The sequence below is a fragment of the Telluria sp. ZT3P39 genome, from assembly GCF_059685935.1.
The window spans coordinates 218,432-230,891 of the sequence record NZ_JCASIH010000001.1 but is presented as its reverse complement, the minus strand read 5'-3'; the positions used below and the strand labels follow the sequence as shown (position 1 = coordinate 230,891).

General features: G+C 65.9%; 12 protein-coding genes. 8 read left to right on the top strand and 4 right to left on the bottom strand.

The annotated features are described in order from the left end of the window. Positions 1–25: 25 nt before the first annotated feature. The gene (locus AC56LR_RS00910) at positions 26–1,000 is read right to left on the bottom strand and encodes an endonuclease/exonuclease/phosphatase family protein (protein WP_497126428.1); all 975 of its coding nucleotides are present in this window, start codon (positions 998–1,000) and stop codon (positions 26–28) included. Between the two features lie 38 nt (positions 1,001–1,038). Between AC56LR_RS00910 and AC56LR_RS00905 the strand changes: the two genes are divergently transcribed. The 3 genes from AC56LR_RS00905 (at position 1,039) to AC56LR_RS00895 (ending at position 3,026) form a co-directional block, all read left to right on the top strand. Then, positions 1,039–1,530, top strand: coding sequence for an aminoacyl-tRNA deacylase (locus AC56LR_RS00905; protein ID WP_497126885.1), 492 nt, complete (start codon positions 1,039–1,041; stop codon positions 1,528–1,530). 99 nt (positions 1,531–1,629) lie between these two features. Then, positions 1,630–2,253, top strand: coding sequence for a glycerol-3-phosphate 1-O-acyltransferase PlsY (gene plsY, locus AC56LR_RS00900; protein WP_497126426.1), 624 nt, complete (start codon positions 1,630–1,632; stop codon positions 2,251–2,253). Positions 2,254–2,348: 95 nt separating this feature from the next. Beyond that, positions 2,349–3,026, top strand: a complete 678-nt coding sequence (locus tag AC56LR_RS00895; protein ID WP_497126424.1) for a DsbA family oxidoreductase — start codon at positions 2,349–2,351, stop codon at positions 3,024–3,026. A gap of 4 nt (positions 3,027–3,030) precedes the next feature. Here the strand turns inward: AC56LR_RS00895 and AC56LR_RS00890 are convergent, their stop codons facing one another. From AC56LR_RS00890 to AC56LR_RS00880, 3 genes are all read right to left on the bottom strand, one after another. Beyond that, the gene (locus AC56LR_RS00890) at positions 3,031–3,876 is read right to left on the bottom strand and encodes an endonuclease/exonuclease/phosphatase family protein (protein WP_497126422.1); all 846 of its coding nucleotides are present in this window, start codon (positions 3,874–3,876) and stop codon (positions 3,031–3,033) included. Positions 3,877–4,009: 133 nt separating this feature from the next. Then, the gene (tsaD, locus tag AC56LR_RS00885; RefSeq protein WP_497126420.1) at positions 4,010–5,050 is read right to left on the bottom strand and encodes a tRNA (adenosine(37)-N6)-threonylcarbamoyltransferase complex transferase subunit TsaD; all 1,041 of its coding nucleotides are present in this window, start codon (positions 5,048–5,050) and stop codon (positions 4,010–4,012) included. A 41-nt stretch (positions 5,051–5,091) separates the two neighbouring features. Continuing rightward, complete coding sequence (locus AC56LR_RS00880; RefSeq protein WP_497126418.1) at positions 5,092–6,153, bottom strand: 3-deoxy-7-phosphoheptulonate synthase; 1,062 nt, start codon at positions 6,151–6,153, stop codon at positions 5,092–5,094. A gap of 93 nt (positions 6,154–6,246) precedes the next feature. On the opposite strand from AC56LR_RS00880, the gene ybiB reads away from it, so the two are divergent. The 5 genes from ybiB to AC56LR_RS00855 all read left to right on the top strand — a co-directional run bounded on the left by ybiB (position 6,247) and on the right by AC56LR_RS00855 (position 12,314). Further along, entirely contained in the window at positions 6,247–7,218 is a 972-nt protein-coding gene (gene ybiB, locus AC56LR_RS00875; RefSeq protein WP_497126416.1) for a DNA-binding protein YbiB, read from the top strand. A gap of 402 nt (positions 7,219–7,620) precedes the next feature. Further along, the gene (locus AC56LR_RS00870; protein WP_497126414.1) at positions 7,621–8,154 is read left to right on the top strand and encodes a DUF4402 domain-containing protein; all 534 of its coding nucleotides are present in this window, start codon (positions 7,621–7,623) and stop codon (positions 8,152–8,154) included. Between the two features lie 46 nt (positions 8,155–8,200). Further along, positions 8,201–8,695 carry a DUF4402 domain-containing protein gene (locus tag AC56LR_RS00865; RefSeq protein ID WP_497126412.1) on the top strand — a complete coding sequence of 165 codons (495 nt, stop codon included), beginning with the start codon at positions 8,201–8,203 and terminating at the stop codon, positions 8,693–8,695. Positions 8,696–8,704: 9 nt separating this feature from the next. Continuing rightward, positions 8,705–9,559 carry a fimbrial biogenesis chaperone gene (locus AC56LR_RS00860; protein ID WP_497126410.1) on the top strand — a complete coding sequence of 285 codons (855 nt, stop codon included), beginning with the start codon at positions 8,705–8,707 and terminating at the stop codon, positions 9,557–9,559. 175 nt (positions 9,560–9,734) lie between these two features. After that, positions 9,735–12,314, top strand: a complete 2,580-nt coding sequence (locus AC56LR_RS00855; RefSeq protein ID WP_497126408.1) for a carboxypeptidase-like regulatory domain-containing protein — start codon at positions 9,735–9,737, stop codon at positions 12,312–12,314. Positions 12,315–12,460 lie beyond the last annotated feature (146 nt).

Below are 12,460 nucleotides of genomic sequence, written 5' to 3'. Positions count from 1 at the left end.
GGCTGCTCGCAGGCTTACACCCCGCTCAATCCACCCCGCCATGGAACTGCCCATCCTGCGGATACAGCAGCACGCGCGCCAGCACCTGTCCATGGTCCGAGGCCTGCGCCAGTCCCAGCTCGAGGTGGTCGTTGAGGTAGACCACGTCGATCACCTCGCCGATTCCGTTCGGCACCAGCGGATTGAATTCGTGCGAGACCAGAATATGGTCGATGGTCGAGTGGCGGCTTTCGTGCACGATCGAAAAGCCCACGTTGCGCTGGCCGTCCTGGTGGCGGCGCAGGCGGGCGGCGTCGAACATGCGTTCGGCCAGCGGCGAGCCTTCGCCCAGCACGATCTCGGTGGTGACCGAATCGGCCACGTCGTTGAAGTCGCCCAGCACCACGCGCGGGCGCTGCTTGTCGCGCGCCATGTCGGTGAGCAGCACGCGCAGCGCGGCGGCCTCGGTGCCGCGCCGGATCAGCGAGCGCAGGCAGGCCAGGGCGTACAGATTCGGGTCTTCGCCGGTGTCGCTGCTGCGGTAGTCGGGCCGGCGCGATTTCAGGTGCACCACGACCACGTCGACGACGACGCCCGGCGCCAGCTCGACTTCGGCATGCAGCGGCGCGCGCGTGAAGTGGTCGGGGTCGCGGCTGCCGGGCGGCATGGTCACGCTTTCCGGGAACAGCGACAGCGCCCGGCCGGCGCTGGCCAGCGGCAGGCGCGACACCAATGCCACGCTCGGCGTCAGGCGCGGCGCTTCCGGGTCGGGATCGAAGCCCAGGTGGGCCGCCTCGCGGTAGCCGCGGGTGCGCGCCAGTACCTCGCGCAGGCATGCCTGCGAAAAGATCTCCTGGAAGCCGATCACGTCGGCATTCAACAGGTCCAGTTGCTGTGCCGTCCAGTCCAGCTTGGCTTCGTATTGTTCCGGGGTGCAGGGCTCGAGGTTGTCGTAGCAGCGTACCCCCGGCGGCGCCAGGTTGAAAGCATTGAAGGTGGCAAAGCGAATTTCTTGCTGCATAATAGAAACCCCTTATGTTCGTCTTTAGCGTACCACGCATGGCCAAGAAAGAGCACGTGTCTGAGACTCCTGCGACGCAGTTCCTGCGCAAGCAAGGCGTCGCTTTTACCGAACATCCTTACGACTACGAAGAACATGGCGGCACAGCAGTTTCTTCGCGTGCATTAGGCGTGCCCGAGCACAATGTGGTGAAGACACTGGTGATGCAGGACGAGGCCGCGCGGCCCCTGATCGTGCTGATGCACGGCGATTGCAAGGTGTCCACCAAGAACCTGGCGCGGGCGATTCCCTGCAAGTCGGTCGAGCCGTGCAAGCCGGAGGTGGCGCAGCGCCATTCGGGCTATCTGGTGGGCGGCACCTCGCCCTTCGGCATCCGCAAGGCCATGCCGGTCTATGTCGAGGAATCGGTGCTGGCGCTGGACAAGATCTACATCAACGGCGGCCGCCGCGGCTACCTGGTCGGGGTCGACCCCACTGTCCTCACCGGCGTGCTCGGCGCGCTCCCGGTGCAATGCGCGCTGGCCGAATGAGCCGGCACTGAGCTTCCAGGCAGCCCGGCCGATGGTGTATATTCCGTGCGCCCCACGGGATACCGCAGTCCCGTACCGACAACGACGACAAGAGACGAGATGACTACCCTGATTGCCACCATTGCCGCTTACCTGATCGGCTCGATTTCCTTTGCGGTCGTGATGAGCCGCGTGTTCGGCCTGTCCGACCCGCGCACCTACGGTTCCAAGAACCCCGGCGCCACCAACGTGCTGCGCAGCGGTAACAAGAAGGCCGCGATCGCCACCCTGATCGGCGACGGCTTCAAGGGCTGGCTGGCGGTCTGGCTGGCGATCAAGTACGGCCCGCAATACGGGCTGGACGACGCCGGCGTGGCGCTGGTGGCTATCGCCGTCTTCCTGGGCCACCTGTGGCCGGTGTTCTTCCGTTTTGTTGGCGGCAAGGGCGTGGCCACGGCGCTGGGCGTGCTGCTCGGAATTAACGTCTGGCTGGGTCTGGCGACGCTCGCGACCTGGCTGATCGTGGCCTATGCCTTCCGCTATTCGTCGCTGGCCGCGCTCGTGGCCTCGGTGTTCGCTCCGTTCTATTACGGGCTGCTGTTCGGCGCCGACGAGATCCTGTTTGCGGTGGTGGCGATGAGCGCGCTGCTGCTGTACCGGCACAGCAAGAACATCGGTAACCTGATTGCGGGGAAAGAGTCGAAGATCGGCAGCAAGTCGGCGGGGGCGAAGAAGACGAACTGACGCCGAATCAAGTGCGCCACGCGCTTGTGCACATCGCGTTACCATACCGCCACCTGGCACTCCCCGTGCCGCAACAACCAGGAAAGGTGGCGTTCATGACCAAGCAACTCAGGATCGATTTCGTATCGGACGTCTCGTGCCCGTGGTGCGCGATCGGCCTCAAATCGCTGGAACAGGCGCTCGAGCGCGTCGATGGCGAAGTGGCGGCCGACCTGCATTTCCAGCCCTTCGAGCTGAATCCGGACATGGGCCCGGACGGCCAGGACATCGTCGAGCACATCACCGAGAAATACGGCGCCACCGCCGAGCAGCAGGCGCACAGCCGCGAGATGATCCGCCAGCGCGGTTCGGATGTCGGTTTCGTGTTCGAGATGGAGCGGCGCGGCCGCATCTACAACACCTTCGACGCCCACCGCCTGCTGGCCTGGGCCGAAGAAGTCGGCCGCCAGCGCGACCTGAAGATGGCGCTGTTCGAAGCCTATTTCACCCATTGCGAAGACCCGAGCAACCACGATGCGCTGCTGCGCGCCGTCGAGCGCATCGGCATGGATGTGGAAACCGCCGCCCGCATCCTGCAATCAAGCGACTACGCCGACGAAGTGCGCGAGCGCGAGCAGTTCTTCCAGCGCGCCGGCATCCAGTCGGTGCCGGCCGTGATCATCAACCAGCGCCACCTGATCTCGGGCGGCCAGCCGCCGGAAGTGTTCGAGCAGGCGCTGCGCGACATCGCCGCCAGGATCGAAGCGGCGCCGGAAGCGCCGGCGCAGCAGTAAGCTGTTACTTCAGGTCGAGCACGATCGGCTGGTGGTCCGAGGCCGCGGTTTCCGACTGCACCTCGACGGCCGCCACGCGCGGCGCCAGGTCGTCGGTGACGAAGAAATGGTCGTAGCATTCCGGCCGGTCCGGCCACGGATAGCCGTGCAGGCCCGTGGTCGGCGCGCGTGCGACATTGCCGTTGGCGACGCGCCAGGCATCGAGGAAGGGCGGGGCGCCGCCCTCGAATGGCGCCAGCAGGGCCTGGTAGTCGTCGGCGTCCGGTGCGAAGTTGAAATCGCCGCACAGGATGCTCGATGCCGGACGAAAGCCCAGCTGGTAGGGCGCGTCGAGATTCGGGTCGGGCTGGAAGATGCGCGAGCGGGCGCTGGCCTCGGCATGCAGCTCGCGGATGCGCTGCACCTGCGCCATGCGCTGCAGCGGCGAGTAATACTCGAGGTGGGTGGTCATCATGCGCAGCTTGCCGTTGGGCGCGTCGAGCACGGTTTCGATCAGCCCGCGCGGCATGCCGGCGGGGCGCTCCGGGTCGGCCGGCCAGGGCAGCAGGTGGCGGTGGACCTGCGAAATGCGGTATTTCGAGAGGATCAGGTTGCCGAACAGGCGAGGCGAATTATTCTTGTAGAGCTCGCTCGGGGCATGTTCCATCATGTGATAGCCGCCAAAAGCGCCACCGAGCTGCTTGAACTGGTTCGCAGTCGCGCCGCCATTGAGTTCCGGATGGTTGGCCGCCACTTCTTGCAGGCACACCACATCCGGATTCAGCCGCCGCAGGACGTCGATGATCGCATGAATACGGATCCGCCCGTCCTTGCCACAGCCCCAATGAATGTTCCAGCTAACTACGCGCATCGCAAACCCTCCGTAAATCTTAACCGTCGGATATTGCCACCGTTTGGCAAGGGGCGGTCACACCGTAGGATCGATGTCAGGCTTGCAAGTTCAATATCGCGCGCACCATCCTGGTGCCGCGCGGCGGCCTGTTTCAGGCAGCTTCCAGCTCGTCCAGCGGCCAGCGCGGGCGCACGTTGAAGGCATAGTCGCGCTGGGCCAGCGCCGGATTGCGTTCGAGGCGCAGCGCGCCGGCAAAGGCGATCATGGCGCCGTTGTCGGTGCAAAATTCCAGCTCGGGGTAATAGACCTTGAAGCGGCGCTTGACGGCCGCCGCGTTGAGCGAGGCGCGCAGCTGCTTGTTGGCGCCGACGCCGCCAGCGATCACCAGGCGCGACAGGCCCGTGTGGCGCAGCGCGTTGACGCATTTCGCGGTGAGCACGTCCACGATCGCATCGACGAAGCCGCGCGCGATATTGGCCTTGTCCTGCTCGCAGATATTGGCCACCACTTTCTGTTCGTGGTTCTTCACGACCGTGAGCACCGCGGTCTTCAGGCCCGAGAAGCTGAAGTTGAAGTCTTTCGAGTGCAGCATCGGGCGCGGCAGGGTGTAGGCCGCAGGGTCGCCGAATTCGGCCAGGCGCGAAATCGCAGGCCCGCCCGGATAGCCCAGGCCCAGCAGCTTGGCCGACTTGTCGAAGGCTTCGCCGGCGGCATCATCCAGGGTCTCGCCCAGCAAGGTGTAGCGGCCCACGCCATCGACCCGCATCAACTGGGTGTGGCCACCCGAGACCAGCAGGGCAAGGAAGGGGAATTGCGGACGCTCGCTGGCCAGCAGGGGCGAGAGCAGGTGACCTTCCAGGTGGTGCACGCCGAGCACCGGCTTGTCCAGCGCCAGCGCCAGGCTGCAGGCCACCGACGAGCCGACCAGCAGCGCGCCGGCCAGGCCCGGGCCCTGGGTGTAGGCGATGGCGTCGATGTCGGACATGGCGATGCCGCCCCGGTCCAGCACCTCCTGCAGCAGCGGCAGGGCGCGGCGGATGTGGTCGCGCGAAGCGAGTTCGGGCACGACGCCGCCATACTCTTCGTGCATGGCGACCTGCGAATGCAGGGCATGGGACAGCAGCCCGCGCTCGGTGTCATACAGAGCCAGGCCGGTTTCATCGCAGGAGGATTCGACGCCGAGAACGATCATGGGGGAGAGGAGAGTGGTAAAGCGGAATCCGCCATTTTACATTACGGGCGCTGCAACAATTCCGCGTGCGCACTGCGCAGCATTGCCTCGGTCTCTTCCCAGCCGATGCAGCCATCCGTCACCGAGCACCCATACTTGAGCTGCGACAGGTCTTCCGGAATCGCCTGCGCCCCGCTGACGATGTTCGATTCGATCATCACGCCCACCAGCGAGCGGTTGCCGTGCCTGATCTGCTGGATCACATCCGACATCACCAGCGGCTGCAGCTCCGGCTTCTTGTAGCTGTTGGCATGCGAGCAATCCACCACCAGGTTGGCCGGCAGCTTCGCCTTGGTCAGGGCCTGCTCGGCAATCGCCACCGAGACCGAATCGTAGTTGGGACGGCCGCCGCCGCCGCGCAGCACCACGTGGCCATAGGCATTGCCGCTGGTGCGCACGATCGACACCGTGCCCTGTCCGTTGATGCCCAGGAAGGCGTGCGGGCTGGCCGAGGACTGCACCGCGTTCACGGCGATGCTCACGTCGCCGTCGGTGCCGTTCTTGAAGCCGACCGGGGTCGACAGGCCGGACGACATTTCGCGGTGGGTCTGCGATTCGGTGGTGCGCGCGCCGATCGCGGCCCAGGCGATCAGGTCGCCCAGGTATTGCGGCGAGATCGGGTCCAGCGCTTCGGTCGCGGTCGGCAGGCCCAGCTCGCAGACGTCGAGCAGGAAGCGGCGCGCGCGTTCCATGCCGACGTCGACGCGGAAGGAGTCGTCCATGAAGGGATCGTTGATATAGCCCTTCCAGCCGGTGGTCGTGCGCGGCTTCTCGAAATACACGCGCATCACCAGCACCATGGTGTCGGCGACCTCCGCCTGCAGGCTTTTCAGCCGGCGCGCGTAGTCCAGGCCGGCTTCCGGATCGTGGATCGAGCAGGGGCCGACGACCACGAACAGGCGCTTGTCCTTGCGGTCGAGGATATTGCGCAGCGTTTCGCGGCCACCCATCACGGTGGCGAAGGCGCGGTCGGTCAAGGGCAGCGAGGCGTGGAGTTCGTTCGGCGTCGGCATCTGCGCGAACGAACTGACGTTGGTATTTTCAATGGCGGGCGTATTGATCATGGTGCTGTGATTTCTGGAGGGAAGATCCAGTGTAGACCGAAAATGCTGCACTTGCACAAGGCATGGCAAATCCGCCGGTGGCCAAGGCGTTGTATGCTCCACCATATGGACAAGACCACCGAACGATTTGCCGCAGCCCCCTTTATCAAGGAGATAGGCCGCGGCGTGAAAGGCGCGCGCAGCATGTCGCGCGAGGATGCGCGCCTGCTCTACGCCGCCATGCTCGAGCGCCGCGTGTCGGACCTCGAACTGGGCGCGATCCTGCTGGCCATGCGCATCAAGGGCGAGTCGGTCGAGGAGCTGGCCGGCTTCATGGACGCGGCCGAACATTCGTTCGCACTGCTGCCGCCGCCGCCGGGGCAATATGCCCCGGTCCTGATCCCCAGCTACAACGGCGCGCGCAAGCTGGCCAACCTGACGCCGCTGCTGGCGCTGCTGCTGGCGCGCGAAGGCGTGCCGACCCTGGTGCATGGGGTGCGGTCCGATCCCGGGCGCATCACGACGGCGGAGATCCTGGCCGAGCTGGGCCTGGCCGAAGCCGGTTCCACCAGCGACATCCTCGACGCGGCCGCGGCCGGTCGCCCGGCCTTCATGCCGATCGAGCGCCTGGCGCCCGAACTGGCCCACATGCTGGCGCTGCGGCGCATCCTGGGCGTGCGCAATTCCACCCATACCCTGGTAAAAATCCTGCAGCCCTTTGCCTGCCCGGCGCTACGTCTGGTGTCCTACACCCACCCCGAATACCTGGAGACGCTCGGCGCCTATTTCACTACCGCCGCGCCGCCCGAGCGGGGCGACGCCTTCCTGATGCGCGGCACCGAGGGCGAAACCGTGGCCAACCCGCACCGGGCGCAGCAGATCGACTGGTTCCATGGGGGAGCGCGCAGCTTGCTGGTCGAGCGCGACGCGCCGGCCGACGAGCTGGCCACCGTGCCGGAAGGGCGCGATGCCGCGACCACGGCCGCATGGATCGCCGCCGCCCTGCGCGGCGAGGTGCCGATTCCGCGCCCGATCGCCGCGCAGTTCGCGCAATGCCTGCAGGTAGCGCGCTCCCTGCGCCGCTGAATGACCCGCTAACGTTGGATGGCAACAACATTTGTCTTGCCAAGACATATGTTTATGCGGTCGAGATGTGCGCTTTGCGGCGACACATATGAACTTGCAAACTGATGGGAATTTCCCATGAACTTACGTTATATGCAGCCAATTTTTAGTTATCCGAGGCTACGCACTTGTATAGGTGCGTGCCTTATTAACAATTATTGATGAAATTGACAAGATATTTTCAGTCGTAAACTTCCCGAAACAGTGATTTGGCGCAGAAAGCCGTTATTATTTTCTTGCAAAATAGCAAAACGATACCGAGCAGCAACGTTTAATGTTTCTTACAGAGCATCGTTGTGTAAGGTTCGTAAGAACAGTCCGGCGTAGAAATGCCGCTCCATCACTATCTGAAGGAAGACCAGAATGACCAAGCACGCCCGTTTCACTTCGACCCATCTGCCCCTGGCCGCGCTGGCACTGGCAGTCGCCGTTGCCGCCGGCAGCGCCCACGCCGCCAGCACGACGGCAGCCTCGACCAGCACCGTGGTCACCCCGATCGCCATCGTCCAGGCGGCCGACCTGGCCTTCGGCAGCTTCGCAGCCAGCGGCACCGCGGGCACCGTGACCGTCAGCCCGAACAATACGCGCGGCGTAAGCGGCGGCGTCACCGGCATGGGCGGCGGCAGCACCGCGGCCAAGTTCAACGTGACCGGCCAGGGCACCTCGACCTATACGATCAGCGTTATCGGCACCGCGCTGACCTCGGGTGGCGACACGATGGCCTTCACCCCGATCACCGATCTGACCGCCAGCGCCATCACGAGCGGCACCGTCACGGCCGGCGCCCTGACCGCCGGCGCGCAGTCGATCTACGTCGGCGGCATCCTGACCGTGGGCATCAACCAGGCGCCTGGCAATTACTCCGGCACCATCACCGCGACCGTCGACTACAACTGATGACGGCACGGTAGTGGCGTAAGCTGTCCCGGCTTTGTTCAGAATCATGCAGGTACGTCGCTACCACGCAATCCCTGCCGCCGGCACCCTGGTGCTGGCGGTGTTGGCCTCCTTCTGCCCGCTCGGCGCCCATGCCCAGCAAATTACGCTCAGCACGGCGCGCGGCATGGATTTCGGGCGTTTCGTCGCCGGCAGCGGCGGCACGATCATCCTTAGTCCGACCGGCGTGCGTTCGCGCACCGGCGGGGTCGTCCTGCTCAATTCGCCTGCGGTCGGGCAGGCCGTGTTCAACGTCGGCAAGAGCAGCAATGGCGGCAACAACAAGGCCGTCATCATCTCGTTACCGCCCAACGGCAGTGTCCGGCTCAACAGCGGCGCCAACAGCATGGCGCTCAATTCCTTTGTCAATAATCCGGCAACGCTGGTATCGGTGCCCAATGGCGGCACGACTCTGGCGGTCGGCGCAACCCTGAGCGTTGCGCCCAACCAGCCACCGGGCAATTACTCCGGTTCATTTCCATTGACCGTCAATTTCCAGTAGGACTACATCATGTTTTTCGCATCTGCTTGCCATCGCCACCTGCGCCGGGCGACCTCCCTTGTCATCGCCTGCCTGCTGCTGGCGCCGTTTTCGCCTGCGCATGCGGAACTGATGCTGCACCCGACCCGCCTCGTCTTCGACAAGAACGCACGCGCGGCCCAGATCGAACTGATCAACAACGGCAGCAAGCCCGCCAGCTACCGGATTTCGCTGGTGAACCGCCGCATGACCGAGGCCGGCCAGTTCGAGGCGGCCGACACCGCGATCGACGGCGAGCGTTTTGCCGACGGCATGCTGCGCTATTCGCCGCGCCAGATCACCCTGCAGCCCGGCACCGCGCAGACGGTGCGCGTCATGCTGCGCAAACCCGCCGACCTGGCGGAGGGCGAATACCGTTCGCACCTGCTGTTCGACAAGCTGCCCGAGGTCGAAGGCAATGCCAGCATCGAGAACCGCGGCGCGCAAACCCAGATCGGCGTGACCATCAACGCGATGGTCGGTGCTTCGGTGCCCGTCATCGTGCGTCACGGCAGCTTGAGCGCGAGCGCCGGCCTGGCCGGGCTGGCGCTGCAGAAGGATGCCGCCAGACGCCCGGTGCTGGCCCTGCGCCTCGAGCGCGAAGGCGCCAGCTCGCTGTACGGCGACCTGAACGTCAGCTTCACGCCGCGCGGCGGCAAGCCGGTCGGCCTGGCCCAGGTGGGCGGCATTGCCGTCTACACGCCCAACCGGGTGCGCCAGGCCGCCGTACCGCTGGAGGTGCCGGCCGGGGTGACGCTGTCCGGCGGCACCATCGACGTGACCTACCACGACCGTCCGGAAGCGGGCGGCAAGCTGCTGGCCCAGGCCCGGCTGAATCTGCCTTGAAGTCCGTTCACACGCTTCTCTTGATTCCTGCCCTGGCGCACAAGAGCTCCTCAGTTAATGTTTTTTGAGCAATAATCGTGTTGTCGGGCTGACCGCCGGTCGGCCGCCAACACGTGTATGCGCGCATCCAGGCACCATGCAGGGTTTTCGAACGGGATTTCTTGTCGCAGGATTGATGTTGCTGCCGGCCTTGCAGCCGGGGGCGGTGGCGGCGCCGTCGCGGCAATCCGAGGCCAATCTCGTCCTGCTGGAAGTGCGGCTCGGCAATCAGCTGCTGTCCGACGCCGTCACCGGCTATGAAATCGGGCGCGAAGTCTTCCTGCCGCTGGGAGAAATGTCGCGCCTGCTGACCCTGGCGATCCGGGTCACGCCCGGCGAAGGGCGGGCCAGCGGCTTCATCCTGTTTGAAAACCGCGGTTTCAGCCTCGACGTGCCCGGCCGCACGGTCGAGATCGCCGGCCGCCGCGAAGAACTCGACCGCTCGCAGTTCAAGCTGCTGCCCGAAGACATCTATGTCGCCAGCAGCCTGCTGCAGCGCTGGCTGCCGGTCGACCTCGAGCTGGACATGCCGAGCCTGGCCCTGAAGGTGCGCCCACGCGAGCAATTGCCTCTGCAGGCGAGGCTGGAGCGGCGCAAGTTCGGCAGCCTGCCGGGCTCGCCGGGCGGCTATGCCGATCCGGGCTACCCGCGCCTGGCCACGCCTTACCGGCTGGCCGACGTGCCCTTCATCGACCAGACCATCGGGTTGTCAAGCAGCAAGATGGATGGCCGGCGCCAGGCCGAAGCGGCCTATACGGCCTACCTGACGACCGACCTGCTCGGCATGGAAGCGGCCCTGTATGCCAGCCGCAACCGGCAAGACCCATCTTCCGGCCTGCGCCTGACCCTCGGGCGCAACGACCCGGACGGCGGCCTGCTCGGCCCCTTGCATGCGCGCACCGCGCTGTTCGGCAGCGTGCCGCTGCCGGGCGTGGCCAATATTTCGGCCAGCAGCGCGACGGGCAACGGCGTCCTGGTGAGCAACCGGCCGCTCAACCAGCCCACCAGCTTCGACCGCCACACGCTGCAGGGCGCGCTGCCGCCGGGCTGGGACGTCGAGCTGTTCTACAACGAGGCCCTGGTCGGCTTCCAGCAATCGCGTCCGGACGGCAAATACAGTTTCGAGGACATGCCGCTCGCCTATGGCCCCAATGAGTTCCGGCTGGTGTTCCATGGGCCGCTGGGGCAGCTGCGGGTCGAGCGTCAGAGCTTCCTGCTGGAGCAGTCGGCGGTGCCGCGCGGCGCGCTCTACTACGACGTCGGCGCGCACCGCGACCTCTTCGGGCGCGGGCGCGCGCTGGCGCAATTCGAATGGGGCCTGAGCGAGCGCATCAATGCCCTGGGCGGCTGGCAGCGCGTACCGATGTTCGACGGCAGCGCGCGCACCTATGCCAACCTGGGCCTGCGCGGCTACTGGAACAGTTTTATTGCCACCCTTGATGCGGCCAGGTCCGGCGACGGCGGCGCCCTGGCCCAGGTCGGCGTCAAGACCCGGTTGGGCAATGTGGCCGTGTCGGCGTCGCACGCACAGCTGGACAAGTTCACCAGCGACTTCTTCAACCAGAGCGCCGACCCGGTGCGTACCCGCGACGAAGTGCGCGCCGAAGGCGTCATCGCGCCAGGGGGCGCCCAGTTCTTCCCGCTGGCGCTGCAGGTGCGCCACGACCGCCTGGCTTCGGGGACCCGCAACCTCGATGTGCAAGGCCGGATCTCGGCCTACCGCGACGGCGTGGCGCTGACCAATACACTGCGCTGGCAGAAGGTGGGCAGCCACGAGCTGGCCGACGGCCTGTTCCAGGTCAGCCGCCGGGTGGCCGGCATCGGCCTGAGCGGACAGCTGCAGTACACGCTGTCACCCGAGACCGCGCTCGGCAGTGCGGCGGTCTCGGCCGACTATTACCTGAACGACGGCTACCTGCTGAACCTGGGCCTGGCGCGCATGTTCCAGAACCACGAGCTGCGCGTCACCGGCGCCCTGAACAAGAGCCTGGGCAGCTACGGGCTCGGCATCAACGGCTATTACTCCAGCCGCCGCGAGTACGGGCTCGGCCTGCAGTTCTTCATGGCGATGGGGCTGGAGCCCCGCAGCAGCCGCGTCATGCTGGACGCCCAGCCGATGGCCAACATGGGCGCGGCCTCGATCCGCGTCTTCCTCGACAAGGACCTGAACGGCATCATGGACGGCACCGACGAAGCCATTGCCAACGCCGGCTTCACCGTCAACGGCGCCAACTACGCTGCGCGCACCGACACCAGGGGCATTGCCTACCTGGGACGCCTGCCCACCCACCAGAACACCGACATCAGCCTCGACCCGAACACGCTCGACGACCCGCAATGGCAGCCGCGGATGCCCGGGGTGCGCGTCGTGCCGCGGCCCGGCAAGGTGACCCAGGTCGAGTTTGCGGTGGCCATGACGGGCGAGGTCGATGGCACCACCTACCTGTACGCCAACGGCGCCCGCCGCGCCATCGGCGACCTGCGCCTGGAAGTGGTGGATGCAGCGCGCAAGGTGGTGGCCACCATCAGCAGCGCGGCCGACGGCTATTTCGTCATCAGCGGCATCTTCCCGGGCGACTACTTCCTGCGCGTGTCGCCCGAGCAGCTCAAGCGCCTTGGGCTGCTTGACACCGGCATGCACATGATTACCATCGGGAAGGATGGCACCGTGCTCAACGGGCGTGACCTGGACGTGCGGGCGGGGGATGGCGGGTAGCGTTTGTAGGGTGGTCGGCTTTGCCGACCGCGCGTTCAACCAGATCGTGCGTCGCCACGGTGCATGCTGGATTTGAACGCGCGGTCGGAGGCCCCGACCACCCTACATGACAAGGCGCCTGCCGGCCTGGTCGGATACAATGGCCG

Excerpts from the sequence above, each read along its gene's own strand:
- AC56LR_RS00910 (WP_497126428.1), bottom strand. The coding sequence starts at position 1,000 with ATGCAGCAAGAAATTCGCTTTGCCACCTTCAATGCTTTCAACCTGGCG.
- AC56LR_RS00865 (WP_497126412.1), top strand. The coding sequence starts at position 8,201 with ATGCAGGTACGTCGCTACCACGCAATCCCTGCCGCCGGCACCCTGGTG.
- AC56LR_RS00895 (WP_497126424.1), top strand. The coding sequence starts at position 2,349 with ATGACCAAGCAACTCAGGATCGATTTCGTATCGGACGTCTCGTGCCCG.
- AC56LR_RS00905 (WP_497126885.1), top strand. The coding sequence starts at position 1,039 with ATGGCCAAGAAAGAGCACGTGTCTGAGACTCCTGCGACGCAGTTCCTG.
- plsY (WP_497126426.1), top strand. The coding sequence starts at position 1,630 with ATGACTACCCTGATTGCCACCATTGCCGCTTACCTGATCGGCTCGATT.
- AC56LR_RS00880 (WP_497126418.1), bottom strand. The coding sequence starts at position 6,153 with ATGATCAATACGCCCGCCATTGAAAATACCAACGTCAGTTCGTTCGCG.
- ybiB (WP_497126416.1), top strand. The coding sequence starts at position 6,247 with ATGCTCCACCATATGGACAAGACCACCGAACGATTTGCCGCAGCCCCC.
- AC56LR_RS00860 (WP_497126410.1), top strand. The coding sequence starts at position 8,705 with ATGTTTTTCGCATCTGCTTGCCATCGCCACCTGCGCCGGGCGACCTCC.
- tsaD (WP_497126420.1), bottom strand. The coding sequence starts at position 5,050 with ATGATCGTTCTCGGCGTCGAATCCTCCTGCGATGAAACCGGCCTGGCT.
- AC56LR_RS00855 (WP_497126408.1), top strand. The coding sequence starts at position 9,735 with ATGTTGCTGCCGGCCTTGCAGCCGGGGGCGGTGGCGGCGCCGTCGCGG.
- AC56LR_RS00890 (WP_497126422.1), bottom strand. The coding sequence starts at position 3,876 with ATGCGCGTAGTTAGCTGGAACATTCATTGGGGCTGTGGCAAGGACGGG.
- AC56LR_RS00870 (WP_497126414.1), top strand. The coding sequence starts at position 7,621 with ATGACCAAGCACGCCCGTTTCACTTCGACCCATCTGCCCCTGGCCGCG.